Genomic DNA, 19,119 nt, shown 5'->3' on the forward strand with positions numbered 1-19,119 from the left:
CTGGCGGCGCGCTGCCTTTCGGTTCAGCACACCGCATGCAATTTCATTGGCCGACGTGGCGACTCAGTGACCCGGACTGTCCAGACTGCGGTTGACCCAGATCAGCGGCAACAGCCCCACCAGCACGATGACGATAGCGCCCAGGGCACCGCGCTCCAGCATCTCGTCCGAGACGAACTGGTAGACGTGGGTCGCCAGGGTATCGAAGTTGAACGGCCGCAGCAGCAGGGCGGCGGGCAGCTCCTTCATGGATTCGATGAATACCAGCATGGCACCGGCAAACAGACCGCGGCGCACCAGCGGCAGATGGACCCGGCGCAGCATGCCGCCATCCCCTTGCCCCAGGGAGCGGGCAGCCATGTCGAGACTGGGGGAGATCTTACCCATGCTGCTCTCCACCGAGCCGATGGCGATGGCCACGAAGCGCACCAGATAACCGAACACGATGGCGGTGATGGTGCCGGTCAGCAGCAAGCCCGGGCCTTGACGCCCGAGCCACTCGGCCAGATCGTTGATGGCAAAGTCGAGGGCGGTGAGCGGTACCAGCACCCCGATGGCGAGCACGGTACCCGGCATGGCGTAACCCATGGCGGCGATGCGCAGGGGCAACAAACTCTTTATCCCGCCATCGAGGCGACGGAAGAAACCGAGCAGCAGGGCAATCCCCATCGCCAGCAGGGCAGTCAGCGCCGAGATGAGCAGACTGTTGCCGGCGAAGCGGACAAACTCCGGCGTCCACGACAACTCGAAGTAGCGCACCCCGTAATCGAGCAGGATGACGAACGGCAGGCCGAAACCGGCCAGCACCAGCCCCCAGCACCAGAGACCAGCTAGCCAGCGACTCATCCCCTTAAGCGGATAGCGCAGCGGCTGCTCATGGCCCATGGACTTCTGGAACACCTGCTGCCGACTGCGCGAGCGGCGCTCCAGCGCGATCAGCAGCACCACAACCAGCAGCATCAGGCAGGAGAGTTTGGCCGCAGTGGCCAGACTGCCGTAACCGAGCCAGGTGTCGTAGACCGCCGTGGTCAGGGTGTTGATGGCAAAGAAGTGGACGGTGGCGAAATCGGCCAGCGTCTCCATGGCCACCAGCGACACCGCCACCATGATGGCGGGGCGCGCCAGCGGCAGACTGAGGCGGCGAAAGCTCTGCCACGGGGTACAACCAAGCAGGCGGCTGGAATGAATGAGGCTGACTGACTGCTCCAGAAAGGAGGCGCGGGTCAGCAAATAGACATAGGGGAACAGCACCAGTGCCAGCACCCAGGCGGCGCCGCCAAGGGAGCGAATGGCCGGAAACCAGTAATCGGCAGGACTGTTCCAGCCAAAGAGTGCTCGCAACCCGGCTTGTAGCGGGCCCGAGTAGTCGAGCAGGTCGGTATAGACGTAGGCGACGATATAGGAGGGCATGGCCATTGGCAGCATCAAGGCCCATTGCAGGGCACGGCGCCCCGGCACCTGACACATGGCCACCAGCCAGGCGGTGGGTACACCAAACAGCAGGCTGAGCAGCACCACGCCGACCACCAGCCCCAGAGTATTACCGAGATAATCGAGCAACACGGTATCGGCGAGGTGGCGAAACAGCTCCCCCTCAGCCGAAAAGGCAGAGAAAAGCAGGGCTATAACCGGTAAACCCAGCAGCAGGGCGGTGGCCCAGCTGCCGGTCATCCATCCAAAATTTTTCATGAGACCACAGATGTTGATGGGGCCGTTGGCCCCATCTGATTACAAGTCGAACTTCACTTCATCCAGCAACTGCAAGGCGTCCTTGCGGTGCTTGGCGTAATCGCTGACCGGTAGTGCGTCAGACTTGAAACTGCCCCAGGACTTGACCATGGCGGAAGGCTCGACTCCGGCCTTGACCGGATATTCGGCGTTCACGTCCGCATACATGTGCTGGGCGGTGTCACCAGCCAGAAACTCCATCAGCTTCTGGGCCTCAGCCTTGTTCTTGGCATACTTGGTCATGGCCACGCCGCTCACGTTGACGTGGGCACCGCGGTCAGCCTGGTTCGGGAAGTTGATATAGACCGCATCCGCCCAGGACTTCTGCGCCGGATCTTTCAACATGGCGCCCAGATAATAGCTGTTGCCGAGCGACACGTCACAGATACCATCCTTGATCGCCTTGACCTGATCCCGGTCGTTGCCCTGCGGCTTGCGCGCCAGGTTGGCCTTGACCCCTTCCAGCCAGGTTTTGGTCTCGGCCATGCCGTGATGGGCAATCATGGAGGAGACCAGCGCCACATTGTACTCATGCTTGCCGCTGCGGGTGCAGATTTTTCCTTTGAATTCAGGCTTGGCCAAGTCTTCGTAGCTGATTGTGTCGAGCTTGCCGAGGCGATCCTTGCTGGAGTAGATGGCGCGCACCCGGGTGGTCAGGGCGAACCAGCGATTCTCCGGATCACGATAGATGGCGGGGATGTTCTCCTGCAGGATCTTGCTATCCACCGGCTGCACCAGCCCCTTGTCCACCAGATCGGTCAGACGGCTGATGTCGACGGTCAGCATCAGATCGGCCGGAGAGAGTTTGCCTTCCCGCTCCAGACGCTCGTTCAATCCCTCTTTGGCGAACACCACGTTCACCTTGATGCCAGATTCCTTCTCGAACTGCTGGATGATGGGCTTGATCAGCTCATCCTGCCGGTTGGAGTAGACATTCACTTCCCCGGCCGCCAATGCCGACTGAGCTGCCAACGCAGAGAAAGCCAGTGCCAACATCTTCATTTTCATCATCCATTCCTTGATTAGCTATACAGAGTGATAACGATTTCCGTTTGCATTCTGCATACATCTTATAAGCGGATCAAGAAAGCTCGCCGTCGCCACATCACATATTTAATCGCCCATAAATGAAAAGGGCCGGATGGAATCCCATTCGGCCTCTTCTGAGCAAAACGTTATGTTGATCAGGCTTCAATAAGCGCTCACTCCCTCGGGATGCCCGAGGTCGGGAGGTCAACAGATCTGTACGTCACTGATGCGGTTCATCACAGCGCCTCGTCGTCACTCTCGCCGGTGCGGATGCGCACCGCTTGCAGCAAGTCGTAGACAAAAATCTTGCCGTCGCCGATCTTGCCGGTATAGGCCGCCTTGCAGATCGCCTCAATCACCCCTTCCACGTTATCATCGGCGGTGGCAATCTCCAGCTTTACCTTCGGCAGGAAGTCGACCTGATACTCGGCTCCCCGGTATAATTCGGTGTGTCCCTTCTGGCGACCAAATCCCTTGACCTCGGACACGGTCAGCCCTTCCACCCCCAGGTTGGCAATAGCCTCGCGGACATCGTCCAACTTGAACGGTTTGATAATCGCACTAATCAGCTTCATCTGGTTGCTCCCAATCCATGGTGTGTCATGAATCGGGTTTCAATTCTTATGCCAAGTATTTTTATTGTTTTATTTCATATAGATAGAGTTTAATGCCTGCGCCATTCGTCAGGCACATCCCCATAACCGGCCAGTACGCCCCATAATGAGGCACCATGCTGCAGCGGTCAGCGGGTATGCACCAAACAAGAGCAAAACAGCATGTTAGTTATCTCCAACAGCGTCACTATTCCCTGGCATGAGCTGCAATTTCAGACCATGCGGGCACAGGGCAACGGTGGACAGCACGTCAACAAGACCGACTCCGCCGTCTGGTTGCGCTTCGATTACCGCAACTCTCCCAGCCTGACGCCCCTCTACAAGGAGGGTCTCGACAAGCTGAGCGACAGCCGGGTACACGATGGCTTTATCCTGATCCGGGTCGAGAGCCATCGCAGCCAGGACATGAACCGCAAGGAGGCGATGAGCCGTCTGGTGGAGTTGCTGAAAAAAGCAGCCTGGCGCCCCAAGGCTCGCCATGCCACCAAGCCGACCCGCAGCTCCCAGCGCAAACGGGTCGATGCCAAAAAGCGCAAGGGGGATATCAAGTCCGCCCGCGGCAAACCGGTTCTGGACTGAGCCAGCCCCCAGCCCCCAAAGGATGTCAGCCGATGAGATACAGTTTTTGCGACAGCGCCCGCGGCCCGCTGCTGGTCTCCATCGATCAGGATGGCCTGCGCCACGTGGAGTTTATGCACGGGGAGCGGCCCGTCATGCCGCAAACTGACTGGCAACGGGATGACAAGGCGCTGGCCCCCTATCTCGCCCAGTTCACCGCCTATTTCGCCGGAAAATTGCAGCAGTTCGATCTACCCATGGCAGCGAAGGGCACCCCGTTCCAGCAAACAGTGTGGAACGCTTTGTGTGATATCCCCTATGGCGAGACCGTGAGCTATCTCGAGATTGCCCAGGCTATCGGCAATCCCAAGGCAGTGCGAGCAGTAGGCGCTGCCAATGGCCGCAATCCGCTGAGCATCATAGTGCCCTGCCATCGGGTGATCGGACGCAGCGGCGAGCTGACCGGCTATGCTGGCGGCATTCCCATCAAGCGCTGGTTGCTGGCACTGGAACAGGAAGGCACAACATTCGAGCTGGCCCCATGACACGATGACCACCCCGGAGAGGGACGGGACAATATCGTGACCAGAATAAAAAGGCTTTCAGCCAGTGGCCACGCTTTGCTGACAAGATGAACAGAAAATGAAGAATCGCCTCAGAACTACTTCAGATTGAGCTTGGCATGATGGCTCCATACTTGAATGGCACGGCTCATTCGCTGATTCAAGTAGCACCCATGTGACGCTTCCAATCTGTCTTTTTCCCCGCGCCTCCTCTGAGGCGCTTTTTTTGTGCCGACACAACAGGCCACCACCCAAGCTGAATGGCCTGAACGCCACAAAATCTGCACCAGCCCAAAAACCAAGAGGCAAAGGATCATCCTTCGCCTCTGACGTAACAGCTGGCTACTCGCTCTGGGGCAGAAACTGCAGTTCCGGCGCCGAGGAGGTCAGCACATCGGCGCAATAATCCCAGGTCGAGATACGATAGTGCTGCAGATCTTCATCCAGATGCAGACCGTCCGACTCCTGATGGAACCAGCTGGCAAAACGGGATGGGGTGATGAGCTGGATCTGCTCTTCGATGGCATGACTATCCTTCCCCTCGGCCAGATCGCAATCTTCGATAACCCGCAGGGCGTATATATGGCGAAAATAGACCCGGCAGAGGATTTGCGGGGGCAGATCGATGCTGCGTGCCCGCCCCAGCATGATGGTCAGAGAGTCGCTCCAGAGATCCTGATGCAGCTCGGCAACGACCAGCCCAGGTGGGAGCTGGCGGGACGGAGCCCAAGGTACGGCAACCTGCCGAATGGCATTTTTCTGTTCCATATTCACCTCACGACGACTCGCTCCCTGTCTTGAGTCTATCTGAACCACATAGTCCCGGCGAAGGCAATCGATGGACAATAAAAACGGCAATAAAAAAGCCGACGTATCAAACGTCGGCGAATAAAAAGTGCTTACAACAGAGGATTCACATATTCAGACCCGTGGGTCGAAAGATTGGTTCCCTCTTTTTTTAATTAATTTTCGGCGCGTTTAAACATCAGGGTATTGGCGTCCGACTCTTCCGGTACGAAGTAGTAGCCCTCGGCGTTGAAACCGGTCAGCTGCTCCACCTCGGTCAGACGGTGCTTGATGATGTGGCGAGCCATCATGCCGCGCGCCTTCTTGGCGTAGAAGCTGATGATCTTGAACTGGCCGCTCTTCTCATCCTTGAACACCGGTGTGACAATCCGCCCTTTCAGGCTCTTGGGTCGTACCGACTTGAAATACTCGTCGGAGGCCAGATTGATCAGCACCTCATCCCCCTGCGCAGCCAGCGCGTCATTGAGATGGTGAGTGATCACCTCCCCCCAGAACTGGTAAAGATCCTTGCCGCGACTATTGTCGAGCTTGGTCCCCATCTCCAGCCGGTAGGGCATCATCAGGTCGAGGGGACGCAACACGCCATAGAGGCCGGAGAGCATCCGCAGGTGTGCCTGAGCGAAGTCAAAATCGGCCTCGCTAAAATCCTCCACCGCCAAACCGGTGTAGACATCCCCCTTGAAAGCCAGCAGTGCCTGACGGGCGTTGGCGGGGGTAAAGTCTGGCTGCCACTCGGCAAAACGGGCGGCGTTTAGACCGGCCAGCTTGTCGCTGATCTTCATCAGAGTGGCGATCTGGTCAGGGCTCAGTTGGCGGGCCCGGCGAATCAGTTCGGCGGAGTGATCCAGCAGCTCGGGTTGGGTGAAATGGGGTGTCACCAGCGGTGACTCGTAATCCAGCGTCTTGGCCGGGGAAACCACAATCAGCATAACGTTCCTTTATGGCGAGGGGCCGAACGGCAGAGCGGCCCCATGATTCATTCATCCAGCGTCACATTGTCCAGCGTGCCTGTGCCGAGCCGTTCGCGACCGGAGAGCTTGATCAGCAGTCGCAGGTCGTTGGCCGAGTCGGCGTGGGCGAGGGCCTCACTGTAGCCAATCTGGCCGGCGCAGAACAGGCTGAAAAGCGCCTGATCGAAGGTCTGCATACCCAGCTCGGTGGATTTGGTCATCACCTCCTTGAGGCGATGCATCTCTCCCTTGCGGATAATGTCGGTGATGAGCGGGGTATTGAGCAGGATCTCGAACGCAGCGCAGCGCCGCTTGCCATCCATACTCGGCACCAGCTGCTGGGCGACGATGGACTTGAGGTTGAAAGAGAGATCGAACAGGAACTGGCGGTGTTTGTCTTGCGGCACCAGATGGAGGATGCGATCCAGCGCCTGGTTGGCATTGTTGGCATGCAAAGTGGCGAGACAAAGATGTCCCGTCTCGGCGAATTGCAGGGCAAACTCCATGGTCTCCTGACTTCGGATCTCGCCGATCAGGATCACGTCCGGCGCCTGACGCAGCGAACTTTTCAGCGCCACATCGAATGACTCGGTGTCGATCCCCACCTCTCGCTGGGTCACCAGACTGCGACCATGCTGATGGACGAACTCCACCGGATCTTCCACCGTCAGAATGTGACCATCGGCATGCTGGTTGCGATAGCCGATCATCGCCGCCTGGGTAGTCGATTTGCCCGCCCCGGTAGCGCCGACAAACAGCACCAGCCCCCGCTTGGCCATCGCCACCTCTTGCAGGATCTTGGGTAGCTGCAGATCTTCAAAGGTGGGAATGCGGGTCTCGATACGCCGCACCACCATGCCGGGCAGCTCCTGCTGCCAGAAGGCGCTGACCCGAAAACGGCCAAGCGCTTCGCGATAGATCGCGTAGTTGGCCTCCTTGGTGCGGATATAGCGCTCGAAGTGATCGCTGCTGAGGGTATCCCTGACCAGCGTCAGCGCCCCCTTCTTGTCGAGCGCCTCACCCCCCAGCGACACCAGATGGCCATTCACCTTGAGGGTGGGCGGCGAGCCCACCGTCACAAACAGATCCGATCCCTTTCGCTCGACCAGCTCGCTCAGCAGATCATCCAGATTCATCATCTATCCCTCCCTGGGTGCGAGTCGCTTAAATGCTGTTGGGATCGACGGCCTTGGCCTTGGCATCGAGGGATGCCACCACGCCACGACTCACCAGCTGCTTGAGACTCTGATCCATGGTCTGCATACCGTGGGTCATCCCGGTCTGGATCACCGAGTAGAGCTGGGCGATCTTGTCCTCCCGAATGAGGTTACGCACCGCCGGAATGCCCATCATGATCTCGTGGGCCGCCACCCGGCCACCGCCAATACGCTTGAGCAGGGTCTGGGAGATAACTGCCCGCAGGGATTCGGAGAGCATGGAGCGCACCATGTCCTTCTCCGCACCGGGGAAAACGTCAATGATACGGTCGATGGTCTTGGCCGCCGACGAGGTGTGCAGGGTACCAAACACCAGGTGGCCGGTTTCAGCTGCGGTCATGGCCAGACGAATGGTCTCCAGGTCGCGCATTTCGCCCACCAGAATGATGTCCGGGTCTTCCCGCAGGGCCGAGCGCAGGGCGTTGCTGAAGCTCTTGGTATCCCGGTGCACTTCCCGCTGGTTCACCAGACAGCGCTTGTTCTCGTGGACGAATTCGATGGGGTCTTCGATGGTGAGGATATGGTGATGGAAGTTCTCGTTGATGTAGTTGACCATGGCCGCCAGGGTGGTCGACTTACCGGAACCGGTCGGGCCGGTCACCAACACCAGACCCCGCGGGAACTCGGCGATCTTGCGGAAGATCTCCGGCGCATCGAGATCCTCGAGGCTCAGCACCGTGCTGGGGATGGTACGAAATACCGCGCCCGAGCCGCGAGCCTGCTGGAAGGCGTTGACCCGGAAACGGGCCAGATTGGGCACCTCGAACGAGAAGTCGACCTCGAAGTTCTCCTCCAGCTCCTTGCGCTGATGGTCGTTCATGATGTCGTAAATGAGGGCATGCACTTCCCGGTGTTCCAGGGCGGGCAAATTGATCTTGCGAACCTCACCATCAACCCTGATCATCGGGGGAACCCCGGCCGAGAGGTGTAGATCCGAGGCTTTATGCTTTACACTGAAAGCCAATAACTCTGTGATATCCATAGACTTGTCATTCTCCCATCACAAGATCACTAACGAAATATGAACCAGATTGCCCAGCACCTGTTTCAGGTAAAGGAACGTATTGCCCAGGCCGCCGAACGGGCGAGCCGCAACCTGCAGCAGATCTGCCTGCTGGCCGTGAGCAAGACCAAGCCGGTCGAGGCCATCATGGCCGCCCATGCCGCAGGTCAGCGCTGCTTTGGCGAATCCTACGCTCAGGAAGCAGCGGCCAAGATCGATACCTTGCGCCAGCAGCCGGAATATAGCGACATAGAGTGGCACTTTATCGGCCCTTTGCAATCGAACAAATCCAAACTGGTCGCCGAACGGTTTGACTGGGTGCAGAGCGTGGATCGGGACAAGCTGATCGACCGCCTCAACAACCAGCGCCCAACAACAATGGCACCGCTAAATGTTTGTCTGCAAATCAATATTAGCGGAGAGAGCAGTAAATCCGGAACGTCGGAACAAGAGATTTTCCGCCTTGCCGAGCAGGTCTCTCAAAGTGAGCGACTGGTGCTGCGGGGACTGATGGCCATTCCCGAGCACACCAGCGACGAGGGCGTACTGGCCGCCCAAATGACCCGCATGCAGACTCTGTTCACCGAGCTTGCGCGACAATACCCCACGGTGGATACCCTCTCGATGGGGATGACCGAAGATCTCGAACTGGCGATCGCCCACGGTAGCACCATGGTGCGGGTCGGCACCGCCATCTTCGGCGCTCGTGACTACTCATAGGCAAGGCCAGCGGATAACCCATACGTCCGCCTCTTGCCGCGACTTCATCAACAGGAGCGTTTGATGGAACACCGAATTCTGGCGTCAGGTGGTGCAGGCAGCGCCAACCCCGCCGCGACCCCATGTGCAACAGGAGCATCTGATGCAGCATAGAACGCTGGCCTTTATCGGCGCGGGCAACATGAGCCGCAGCATCATCGCCGGACTGGTCAAGGCGGGTTATCCCGCTGGGCAGATCACTGCTGCCAACCCGAGCCAGCCCAAGCTGGAGGCGCTGGCGAGCGAACATGGCATTCGCATCACCCAGAGTAATGCCGAGGCAGCCCGAGGCGCCGAAGTGATCGTGCTGGCGGTCAAACCGCAGCTGATGGCCGGCATGCTGGCAGCACTGGTTGAAGAGCTGGGATCCCTTGAGGGCAAGCTGCTCATCTCCATCGCAGCTGGTATCAAGGTGGCGCGCCTTGGCGAGATGGCCGGTGGTCATGACCGCATCATCCGTACCATGCCCAATACCCCGGCCCTGCTGGGTCTGGGCATGACCGGCCTCTATGCGCCCGAGCATATTGGAGCCCACGATCGCGACTTTGCCGAGCAGATGATGCAGGCGGTTGGCAAGACCCTCTGGGTGGAGCAGGAGTCTGGCATCAACGGCGTCATCGCCGCTGCGGGCAGTGCTCCGGCCTACTTCTTCCTCTTTATGCAGGCGATCGCCGAAGAGGCAGAGGCAATGGGCTTCTCGCCCGAGCAGGCACGCCTGCTGGTGCAGCAGACCGCGCTGGGCGCAGCCACCATGGTGGAGCAGAACCCTGAGCTGGCGCTGCAGACCCTGCGTGAGCAGGTCACCAGCAAGGGCGGCACCACAGCCGAAGCCATCAAGACATTCCAGCAGCAGGGGCTGATGCCGCTGACTGCGCAAGCCATGCAGGCGGCCGTTGCTCGCGCCACCGAAATGGAAACCCTCTTCTAACAGGAGCCCAGATGAACACTGCTTACTTTCTGATTAACACCGTTTTCGATCTCTACCTGATGGTGATCCTGCTGCGCGTCTGGCTGCAGTGGGCCCGTGCCGACTTTTACAACCCGATGAGCCAGATGGTGGTCAAGCTGACCAATCCGCTGGTGATCCCGCTGCGCCGCGTTATCCCTGGCTTTGGCGGCATCGATCTCGCTTCCGTGGTGCTGGCGCTGGCCATCGCCTTCGCCAAGCTGGCCCTGCTCAAGAGCATGAACGTGCTGCTGGCGGACTGGCTCAGCATCAGCCTGTTTGCCGCGCTGACCGTGCTGAAGAAAGCGGGCTCGATGATCTTCTGGGTACTGCTGATCCGCGCCATCCTGAGCTGGGTCAGCCAGGGCCGCAACCCCATCGAATACGTGATGCATCAGCTGACCGAGCCGTTCCTCGCCCCTATCCGCCGCGTACTGCCGGCACTGGGCGGACTGGATCTCTCGGTGTTAGTCGCCTTTATCGGCCTGCAAGCCATCAACTACCTGCTGGGTGACCTGTTTGGCCAGCTGTGGTGGATGATTTGATGCCAGCCGTCCTGCAACAAGGGGATGAACTGGTACTGCATCTGGTGATCCAGCCCAAGGCGAGTCGGGATCAGATCATCGGATTGCATGGTGAAGAGCTGAAAGTGGCCATCACGGCGCCGCCCGTCGATGGCCAGGCCAACAGCCATCTGATCAAGTTTCTGGCCAAGCAGTTCAAGGTGGCCAAGGGCCAGGTAACCATAGTGCGGGGCGAACTGGGGCGGCACAAAACCGTCGCCATCGACAGCCCCAAACAGTGGCCACAAGAAGTGAGTGCGCTACTGAATGACACGCAAGGCTGAATGAATCGGCCTGCGCCAACCGTAGATATGAGAGGGATGACAGATGAAAACAGCCTGGATGAGTGGCCTGCTGGCACTGCTGATGACCCTGCCGCTCAAGGCAGAACAGATGAAGGAGCTGGGCCCCTGGCTGGTGCACTACAACGCCTTCAACTCCAGCTTCCTTACACCAGAGGTCGCCAAGGCGTATGGACTGGAGCGCAGCCGCTACAACGCCATCATCAATATCGCGGTACAGGACAAGCAGAAAGTGGCGCAAGCCGTGGGTATCACCGGTGAGGCCAAGAACCTGACCGGCACCATCCGCACCCTGAACTTTCAGGAGGTAAAAGAGGGGGATGCCATCTACTATCTGGCAACCCTCCCCTACCGCAACGAAGATACCTATCAGTTCACCCTGAAGATCATGGGCGGTGGGCAGCAACAGAACCTCAGCTTCCAGCAGACCTTCTACGTCGACTGAGCAGCAACAAGAAGCCCCGACCAAGGCCGGGGCTTCATTTTATCCATATGACAAGGGCGCCATCAGGGCGCCCTTGTTGCATCTATTCCGTACCGCAGCGGTTACAGGGCGAGGAACAGACCGGCCAGACAGGCACTCATCAGGTTCGCCAGCACGCCGGAGAGAATGGCGCGTATGCCGTAACGGGCGATGAAGGATTTGCGCTCCGGCACCATGGAACCCAGACCGCCGATCAGGATCGCCATGGAGGAGATGTTGGCAAACCCGCACAGGGCGAAGGTCACGATAGCCTTGCTCGACTCGCTCAGGGTCTGATCCTGCACCAGGCCGATAAAGGCGACGAACTCGTTGACCACGATCTTGGTACCGATCAGGGCGCCAGCGGCTTGTGCCTGATCCCAGGGCACACCGATCAGCCAGGAGACGGGGGCAAACAGCCAGCCCAGAATGATCTGGAAGCTCAGGTCCAGTCCTACCAGACCGCCAGCCCAGCCGAGCAGGCCATTGAGCATGGCGATCACACCAACGAAGGCCAGCAGGGTCGCACCGACCGCCACCGCAATATTGAGGCCGGACATGGCGCCATCGGCAGCCGCTTCAATCACGTTGGTGGCACGGGGGATCTCAACATCCTGATGGTGATCGACCTCTTCAGCTCCCGGCGGCACCAGGATTTTGGCCATCGCCAGACCGGCAGGGGCCGACATGAAGGCGGCAGCGATCAGGTATTTCAACTCAACCCCGAGGCTGGCATAGCCCACCAGAGTGCCACCGGCGACGGAAGCGAGACCACAGCTCATCACTGCGAAGAACTGGGAATCGGACATCTTGGAGAGGTAGGGTTTGACCACCAGCGGCGCTTCCACCATGCCGACGAAGATGTTGGCGGTCGCGGAAAGACTCTCGGCACGGCCGGTGCCCAGCAGCTTCTGCAAGCCACCACCCAGCAGGGCGATCACCCGCGGCATGATACCGATGTGGTAGAGGATGGCGATCACCGCGGAGAAGAAGATGATGACCGGCAACACATTGAAGGCAAAGATGAAGCCCAGCTTGAACTTGGCCAGATCGCCGAACAGGAAGGCGATCCCCTCCTGACCATAACCAATCACGCTGCTTACGCTCTCGCTGACCCCGTTTAGCACATGCTGACCGGCAGGCAACCAGAGCACCAAACCGGCAAACATGATTTGCAGGCAGAGGGCAAGGCCAACTGTTCGCAACGGGATACGACGACGATTATCAGAGCAGATGACGGCAAGCGCCAGGATACTCAGGATGCCGAGCAGGGCAATCATAGGGACTCCATCAGGTGGGGCAAAAGATGGGCGCGGATTCTGCGCCTCTCCCCCCGTCACTGCAAGTCCGCTTGGTTACAAGCCTGTTAGAAAAAACGTTTGCACGATATCGGTTGCGCCAACTGGCTGATTTGGTTCGATTTTAGTATCAGGAGAAATCGAGAGTTCTTATATGAAAACAATCATTCCTCACCACCGGACAATTTACCCCCAAGCCAGGGGGCCAGTCGCTGCTCCCAATAGGGTTCGGGGCCAAATCTGGCCTTGAGGAAATCGATGAAGAGACGGATCTTGGGATCCAGATGTTCGCGCCGGGCATAAACGGCGTGTACCGCCATCTGCTGGTTCGGTCGCCACCCTGGCAACACAGGGATCAGCTTGCCGCTCTGTAACTCCTTGTCCAGCAAGTAGTTGGCAATATAGGCGATACCGAGCCCGGCCAGTGCCGCATCGCGCACCGCCTCCGCCATATCCACCCGATAGTTGCCCGCCACCTGCACCGTCTGGCGCTCCTTGCCCTGGCGAAACGACCACTGGTGATAGCGTCGCTCCCGACTCTGGTAAGTGATGCAGTTGTGCTGGGCCAGATCCTTGGGATGAAGCGGCGTGCCGTGGCTCAGCAGGTAATCCGGCGAAGCCGCCACCACGAAGCCAATGTCGGCCAGCCGCTGTCCCACCAGCCCTTCCGGCTTGTCCTCATAGGTGGTGAGCCAGAGATCCAGCCCCTCATCCACCAGATTGGTTCTGTGGTCGAACAGCGAGACCTCCAGCTCCAGCTCGGGATAGCGATCCTGAAACGCCTTGAGATGAGGAATGACGTGCAAGCGGCCAAAAGATTGGCCCACCCCGAGATGGAGCACGCCACTCACCTTGCCACGCCGCTCGGCGATCATGGAGTCCGCCTCCTGCGCCACTGCCACCAGCGCATGGCAGTGACGGGCATACTCCTGACCCAGCTCGGTCAGGACGAAGCGGCGGGTGGTGCGCTGTACCAGCTGGGCGCCAAGAGTGGTCTCCAGCAGCGCCAGCTGCTTGCTGATATGGGACTTGGAGACCCCGAGACGACGGGCAGCGGCAGAGATCCCCTGCTCGCGCACCAGCGCATCGAAGATCACCATTTGAGGAAGACGTTGCAGCACAAGATAACCGGATTGAGTGGCGGGAGCCCATTATTCCAGAGCCGCCCGCCAAGGGGTAGGGTCAGAGCCCCAGCGCCCGGGTGATCTGCAGTTTGAGGGGGTCGTCAGCCGGATTCTGGTTGGCGCCGTAGCTGGCGATCAACTTGCCATCGCGCCCCACCAGATACTTGTGGAAGTTCCAGTTCGGCTCATCCCCATCAGCGGCCGCCGCCAACCCCTTGAACAGTGGCACAGCATCGGAGCCCCGCACCGCTACCCGATTGAACATGGGGAAGGTGACGCCATAGTCGCGGCGACACACCTCGGCGGTCTTGGTCTCGTTGCCAGCCTCCTGCCAGAAGTCGTTGGAGGGGAAACCGAGAATAATCAGCCCCTTATCCTTGTAGCTCTGGTAGAGCTTCTCCAGATCGCGGAACTGGCCGCTGTAGCCGCAGTAGGAGGCGGTATTGACCACCAGCACCACCTTGCCCTCGGTCAGCTGACAGAGGTTGTGGCGCTGAGAGTTGTTTAGCTCCCGCATCTCCACATTGAAATAATCGGGGCACGCCGCAGAGGCCGCGCCAGCCCCCAATAACAGCAACAGAGTGAACCATTTCATCGCCAAGACTCCTTTTGTTTTGTCCATCATACGCGGTTACCAGAGCCGCAGTTCACTCTCAATGCAATGGAATGCCGGTCAGCCAGCCGTGGCCCCAGAACACCAGCAGCGCGGTGGCAGCCAGGCCCGCCCCGACGCTGATGCCGGTGCCCGTCCAGTTGGCCGCAGGACGGGGATATCGCTGCCAGTCCCGCACCGAAATCCAAACCATGCTCACCAGCGCCCAGAGCCCGATGCCGCCAAACAACACCAGAGGTCGCGCCTCGCTGTTGACCAGCAGATGAGCCACCGCCCAGAGCAGGGTACCGAGCAGTTGGGGATGCACCAGCCAGCGGCGCAGATGGTTGGGCCCCTGGCCGGAGAAAAAGAGGATCAGCGCAAAGGGCATCATCACCGTCATGGTCATCGGCCCCCAATCCGGCAGGAAGTAGAGCGGCAGCGAGCTGGCCGAGCGCCAACCGGCGATGATGCAGGCAATGGCGACAAACACCAGCAGGGAGAAGAGCCCCTTGTAGCGATTCTCACCCAGCCGTTCTCTCAGTCGCGCCCGATGGGCCACCGCAAAACAGGGGTAGAGATGGATCAGGGTAAACAGCGCAACCCCCAGGGTCAGCAGGAACATGAGTCTCTCCTTGTACTTGGTACGACCACTATGCCGTAAAGGGAGATTTGCGCCTATCAAAACCGCGCTGACCCATAGAGTCAAAAGTGTGGCAAGACAAAGGAGCAGAAAGAAAAGAGCCGATCACGATGGATCGGCAAATAAGTGCCAGGGCAGTCAGACATCTCTCGGGATGGGAGATGCCCCAAACGGGGATATTGAGTGGCCGATGGGGCGCATCGGCCGAACCGGATCAGCCCTTGAGCTGATAGAGCGCCGCTACGTTGCGCGCGGTGAGTTGAATGTTGGTGCTGGCGCTCTCCAGCGCCTCCGGCAGAGACATGGCGCGGTTGACCACGGCGAATACCGCGTCCAGCCCGTGATCATGTACCACACCGCAATCGTCGGTCAGGCAACCGGAGATGCCGATCACCGGCTTGCCGAACTGCTTGGCGCAACGTGCGACACCGATTGGCGTCTTGCCATGGATGGTCTGGCTGTCGATGCGCCCTTCGCCTGTGATGACCAGATCCGCATCGGCCACTTCCTCGGCCAGTTTCAGCGCTTCGATGACGATCTGGATGCCGGGCTTGAGCTCGGCACCAAGCAGACCGACCAGTGCGGACCCCATGCCACCGGCAGCGCCCGCCCCCGGAATATCCTTTACCTGCTTGCCAAGGGCCTGCTCAATGCAGTCGGCATAACGGGAGAGGTTGGCATCAAGTTCGACAACCATCTCGGGCGTTGCCCCCTTCTGCGGGCCAAACACCGCAGAGGCGCCTTTCGGGCCGCACAGCGGGTTGTTCACATCACACGCCACCTCGATAACCAGCTCGCCCAGACGCGGATCCAGACCGCTCAGGTCGATGGTCTCGAGCTCACCGAGACCCGCGCCACCCAGCTCGATGGCAGAGCCATCGGCTTTGAGCAACTTGCCGCCGAGCGCCTGGATCATACCGGCTCCGCCGTCATTGGTGGCGCTGCCGCCGATACCGAGAATAAGGTGCTTCACCCCCATCTCCAGCGCGGCCAGGATCAGCTCGCCGGTGCCGAAGCTGGAGGTGAGCAGCGGATTGCGCTGCTCGGGCGCCACCAGATGGATGCCGGAGGCGGCAGCCATCTCGATGACGGCGCGCTCGCCATCACCCAGCAGGCCGACGAAGCCCTGCACCTTGTTGCCAAGAGGCGCGGTCACTTCGACCGGCAGGATGCGGCCACCGGTGGCATCGACCAGCGATTGCACCGTGCCCTCACCGCCATCGGCCATCGGCAATTTGACGTAGGTGGCGTTCGGCAGCACCTGCTTGAAACCGGCCTCGATGGCATCAGCCACCGCCATGGCGCTCAGACTCTCCTTGAATGAATCGGGGGCAATAACAATTTTCATATCAATTCCTTAGGCGAGGCCAAACACGCCAAACATCAGGGTGGAGACAGTGGCAATGGTCAGACCGACTGCAGTTTCGTAAGGGATAAGTTTCAGGCGCTCACCCACCCCCATGTGGACGCTGCCACCGGTGGCATGGAAGAAGGAGCCGTGGGGCATGTGGTCAAACACAGTGGCACCGGCATGGATCATGGCTGCTCCGGCCAGACTGCTGATCCCCAGTTCAATCAGGGTGGAGCTGAATACGTTGGAGGCCACCACGGTACCGGCGGTGGTCGAGGCGGTTGCCAGCGACATCAGGGCACCGGAGATAGGCGCCAGCAGGTAAGAAGGCAGACCGGAGGCGGTCAGGCCGCTGATCAGCACATCTTTCAGGCCGGAGTTGGCGATGATGCCTGCCAGGGTACCGGTGCCCAGCAGCATGATGGCGACCGGCGCCATGCGGGCGAGACCGGAGACCGCAAACTGGTTCACCTTGCTGAATTTACCCATCATCAGGGCACCGACCAGACCACCGAGGGGCAGTGCAATCAGCGGATCCACCACGATACCGGCGACCGGGCGCAAGGCCAGCAGCAGGATGGCGACCAGCGGTGCACTGATGGCGGCGGCAAAGCCTGGCAACTTGGCACCGGCAAAGCTCACCACTTCATCAGCAGCAACCTTGCTGCCCTTGTTGTTCAGCCGCTTGGCCAGCCAGTAGGCCATCACCAGACCGAACAGACCCGGAATGATGCCCGCAGCCATAACGGAGGTCAGGGGCAGATGGAAGGCATCAGCCGCGGCAATGGCGTTGGGGTTGGGGGACATGACGTTACCCGCCTTGCCGCCGCCGATCATCGCCAGCAGGATGGCCGCCTTGGAGAGGTCGGCACGGCGGGCAATGGCCAGCGCGATGGGGGCGACCGTGATAACGGCCACATCCACGAACACGCCGACCGCAGTCAGGATCAGGGTCGCCAGCGCCAGCGCCAGCAGGGCGCGGGTTTCACCCAGCTTCTTGACGATGGTTTCGGCGATGGTGGTGGCCGCGCCCGATTCGATCAGCACGCCAGCCAGCACACCGGCCGCCAGGATCCGCATCACCGCAGTGGTGATCCCCTGGGCACCGCCGATCATCAGGGCAACGGTCTGGGTCAGATCGGCACCGCCAATCAGGCCACCGGCCAGGGCACCCACGATCATGCCGTAAGCGGGCGGCACCTTCTTCAAAATGAGGATGATGGCGATGGAGAGCGCCGCGATGGCGCCAAGGGCTGTAACCGAGATCATGACGGACACCTTCAATGGGAGTGAATGGCCGCCATTATGGAGATCTGCAATCAGAATGCTTTGGCTTACAAACCAAAAATTGCGTCATGTAAAAGTGGTTTTTTGTCCAACTTCACAATCACAAGTCGAGATTAAGGCCGAGATAGAGCAAAAATTTGTCGTCTAACTTGTTGAAATTCAACCCGGTTATCTGCTCGATCCGGTTTAGTCGGTAACGCAGGGTATTGGGGTGAATGAACAGCGCTTCGGCACAGCGATGCAGATCACAATCCTGCAAGAAATAGTGGCGCAGGGTCTTCTGCAGCGCCCCCTTGCCATCTTCCCGGGCCAGTTTCTGCAGCGGTGTGCGCAGCTGATCCGCCTGCCAGGAGTCCGCCAGACTGCCCAGCAGCACCGGCAAACGGTAGTCCTCAAAGAAGTAGACCTGTTTGCGCGGCGCCTGCCGCATGCCACGGCGCAGGGTATCGCGCGCCGTCTGGTAAGAGCGCGCCAGCCCGCCGATCCCGGCGAAGTAATCGCCCACCGCGATATGCACCTTGAAGTGGGGAATTCGCGCCAGCAACTGCTTGATCCGGCTGCGCTCCTGCGCCGATTGCCAGACGCCATCACTCAATTGCGCCGGTTTGAGCACCACTATCTCGTCGAGCCCGTTGATGGCGACCAGATTGTCCCGCTCCGGGTTCTCCAACTGATGAACCAGCTCCCGCAGACGCGCCGGATCCGCTTCCTCCAGCGCCAGCACGGCCACCACCCTGGGCTGGGCCAACTCCAGCCCGAGAAAACGGGCCGCCTGCTGCAATTGATCGACTCGTCCCTCACCACGTATAAGCTGTAACACCAGCTCCTCTTTGTGGCGCTTGTCCCACTGCAACTGCTCGGTGAGCGCCGCCTGCTCCAGGATCAGTTCGGCGGTCATTCGCACCAGCTCGGCGTAAGCACGCACTTCCTCCGGATCGCCGGAGATGCCGATCACTCCGATCAGCTCCCCCTGATAGGAGATGGGCAAATTGATGCCGGGTCGCACCCCTTTGAGCTGCAAGGCTGTCGCTTCGCTGATCTCCACCACCCGGTTTTCGGTCAGCGCCAGCACGGCCCCTTCGTGGCGCTGATGGATCCGCTCCGGATTGCCGGACGCAATGATGAGGCCATGTTCGTCCATCACGTTGACCGAGAACGACAGGATTTTCATCGCCCGTGCGACGATCTGGCGGGCAAGGTTATCGTTTAGCTGCATAACATCTCCGGACAAGGGGCTGATCTGGCTACGTCACCACGAGGCGATTCAGGACACATGGGCGCAAAGATGCCACATCATCAAGACAAGCGAGAGGGGGATCGCT

General features: G+C 59.8%; 21 protein-coding genes. 7 read left to right on the forward strand and 14 right to left on the reverse strand.

Annotated elements, in window-relative coordinates; all coding sequences use genetic code 11:
* Positions 1–63 precede the first annotated feature (63 nt).
* From WBR25_RS18170 to glnK, 3 genes are all read right to left on the reverse strand, one after another.
* Complete coding sequence (locus WBR25_RS18170) at positions 64–1,689, reverse strand: ABC transporter permease (RefSeq protein ID WP_479748833.1); 1,626 nt, start codon at positions 1,687–1,689, stop codon at positions 64–66.
* Between the two features lie 39 nt (positions 1,690–1,728).
* Positions 1,729–2,736: a Fe(3+) ABC transporter substrate-binding protein gene (locus WBR25_RS18175; protein WP_005340374.1), complete on the reverse strand. Its 1,008-nt coding sequence runs from the start codon at positions 2,734–2,736 to the stop codon at positions 1,729–1,731.
* Positions 2,737–2,993: 257 nt separating this feature from the next.
* A complete protein-coding gene (gene glnK, locus WBR25_RS18180) occupies positions 2,994–3,332 on the reverse strand; it encodes a P-II family nitrogen regulator (protein WP_005341406.1) in 339 nt (112 codons plus the stop codon).
* 201 nt (positions 3,333–3,533) lie between these two features.
* On the opposite strand from glnK, the gene arfB reads away from it, so the two are divergent.
* Positions 3,534–3,950 (forward strand): alternative ribosome rescue aminoacyl-tRNA hydrolase ArfB, encoded by a 417-nt coding sequence (gene arfB / locus WBR25_RS18185; RefSeq protein ID WP_021230947.1) that lies wholly within the window; start codon positions 3,534–3,536, stop codon positions 3,948–3,950.
* Between the two features lie 32 nt (positions 3,951–3,982).
* Positions 3,983–4,474: a methylated-DNA--[protein]-cysteine S-methyltransferase gene (locus tag WBR25_RS18190; RefSeq protein ID WP_479748835.1), complete on the forward strand. Its 492-nt coding sequence runs from the start codon at positions 3,983–3,985 to the stop codon at positions 4,472–4,474.
* Between the two features lie 360 nt (positions 4,475–4,834).
* Here WBR25_RS18190 and WBR25_RS18195 read toward each other — a convergent pair whose 3' ends face one another.
* The 4 genes from WBR25_RS18195 to tapT all read right to left on the reverse strand — a co-directional run bounded on the left by WBR25_RS18195 (position 4,835) and on the right by tapT (position 8,448).
* Entirely contained in the window at positions 4,835–5,260 is a 426-nt protein-coding gene (locus WBR25_RS18195; RefSeq protein WP_005340360.1) for a hypothetical protein, read from the reverse strand.
* 194 nt (positions 5,261–5,454) lie between these two features.
* Positions 5,455–6,228, reverse strand: a complete 774-nt coding sequence (yaaA, locus tag WBR25_RS18200) for a peroxide stress protein YaaA (protein WP_479748837.1) — start codon at positions 6,226–6,228, stop codon at positions 5,455–5,457.
* Positions 6,229–6,275: 47 nt separating this feature from the next.
* A complete protein-coding gene (gene tapU / locus WBR25_RS18205; protein ID WP_479749918.1) occupies positions 6,276–7,385 on the reverse strand; it encodes a type IVa pilus ATPase TapU in 1,110 nt (369 codons plus the stop codon).
* Between the two features lie 28 nt (positions 7,386–7,413).
* Positions 7,414–8,448, reverse strand: a complete 1,035-nt coding sequence (tapT, locus tag WBR25_RS18210; protein ID WP_005340354.1) for a type IVa pilus ATPase TapT — start codon at positions 8,446–8,448, stop codon at positions 7,414–7,416.
* A 39-nt stretch (positions 8,449–8,487) separates the two neighbouring features.
* Between tapT and WBR25_RS18215 the strand changes: the two genes are divergently transcribed.
* The 5 genes from WBR25_RS18215 to WBR25_RS18235 all read left to right on the forward strand — a co-directional run bounded on the left by WBR25_RS18215 (position 8,488) and on the right by WBR25_RS18235 (position 11,484).
* Positions 8,488–9,189, forward strand: coding sequence for a YggS family pyridoxal phosphate-dependent enzyme (locus WBR25_RS18215; protein WP_307895562.1), 702 nt, complete (start codon positions 8,488–8,490; stop codon positions 9,187–9,189).
* A 142-nt stretch (positions 9,190–9,331) separates the two neighbouring features.
* Positions 9,332–10,156 carry a pyrroline-5-carboxylate reductase gene (proC, locus tag WBR25_RS18220; protein ID WP_479748838.1) on the forward strand — a complete coding sequence of 275 codons (825 nt, stop codon included), beginning with the start codon at positions 9,332–9,334 and terminating at the stop codon, positions 10,154–10,156.
* An 11-nt stretch (positions 10,157–10,167) separates the two neighbouring features.
* Positions 10,168–10,719, forward strand: a complete 552-nt coding sequence (locus tag WBR25_RS18225; protein WP_005341416.1) for a YggT family protein — start codon at positions 10,168–10,170, stop codon at positions 10,717–10,719.
* A complete protein-coding gene (yggU, locus tag WBR25_RS18230) occupies positions 10,719–11,021 on the forward strand; it encodes a DUF167 family protein YggU (RefSeq protein ID WP_267512360.1) in 303 nt (100 codons plus the stop codon). Before WBR25_RS18225 ends, yggU begins: the two co-directional genes overlap by 1 nt.
* 43 nt (positions 11,022–11,064) lie before the next feature.
* On the forward strand, positions 11,065–11,484 hold the full coding sequence (locus tag WBR25_RS18235; RefSeq protein WP_005340339.1) for a DUF4426 domain-containing protein: 420 nt from the start codon (positions 11,065–11,067) through the stop codon (positions 11,482–11,484).
* 101 nt (positions 11,485–11,585) lie between these two features.
* Here the strand turns inward: WBR25_RS18235 and WBR25_RS18240 are convergent, their stop codons facing one another.
* From WBR25_RS18240 to WBR25_RS18270, 7 genes are all read right to left on the reverse strand, one after another.
* The gene (locus WBR25_RS18240; protein WP_479748840.1) at positions 11,586–12,782 is read right to left on the reverse strand and encodes a NupC/NupG family nucleoside CNT transporter; all 1,197 of its coding nucleotides are present in this window, start codon (positions 12,780–12,782) and stop codon (positions 11,586–11,588) included.
* Between the two features lie 182 nt (positions 12,783–12,964).
* Complete coding sequence (locus WBR25_RS18245) at positions 12,965–13,900, reverse strand: LysR family transcriptional regulator (protein WP_005340335.1); 936 nt, start codon at positions 13,898–13,900, stop codon at positions 12,965–12,967.
* Between the two features lie 82 nt (positions 13,901–13,982).
* Positions 13,983–14,519 carry a glutathione peroxidase gene (locus tag WBR25_RS18250; protein WP_005340333.1) on the reverse strand — a complete coding sequence of 179 codons (537 nt, stop codon included), beginning with the start codon at positions 14,517–14,519 and terminating at the stop codon, positions 13,983–13,985.
* Between the two features lie 58 nt (positions 14,520–14,577).
* Positions 14,578–15,141: an NnrU family protein gene (locus WBR25_RS18255; RefSeq protein WP_479748842.1), complete on the reverse strand. Its 564-nt coding sequence runs from the start codon at positions 15,139–15,141 to the stop codon at positions 14,578–14,580.
* 232 nt (positions 15,142–15,373) lie between these two features.
* The gene (locus tag WBR25_RS18260) at positions 15,374–16,507 is read right to left on the reverse strand and encodes a glycerate kinase (RefSeq protein ID WP_479748843.1); all 1,134 of its coding nucleotides are present in this window, start codon (positions 16,505–16,507) and stop codon (positions 15,374–15,376) included.
* Positions 16,508–16,516: 9 nt separating this feature from the next.
* Positions 16,517–17,779 carry a GntP family permease gene (locus tag WBR25_RS18265; RefSeq protein WP_101530194.1) on the reverse strand — a complete coding sequence of 421 codons (1,263 nt, stop codon included), beginning with the start codon at positions 17,777–17,779 and terminating at the stop codon, positions 16,517–16,519.
* Between the two features lie 118 nt (positions 17,780–17,897).
* Positions 17,898–19,013 carry a sugar diacid recognition domain-containing protein gene (locus WBR25_RS18270; RefSeq protein WP_101530195.1) on the reverse strand — a complete coding sequence of 372 codons (1,116 nt, stop codon included), beginning with the start codon at positions 19,011–19,013 and terminating at the stop codon, positions 17,898–17,900.
* Positions 19,014–19,119: the final 106 nt, after the last annotated feature.

Source organism: Aeromonas sp. MTB (genome assembly GCF_056632455.1).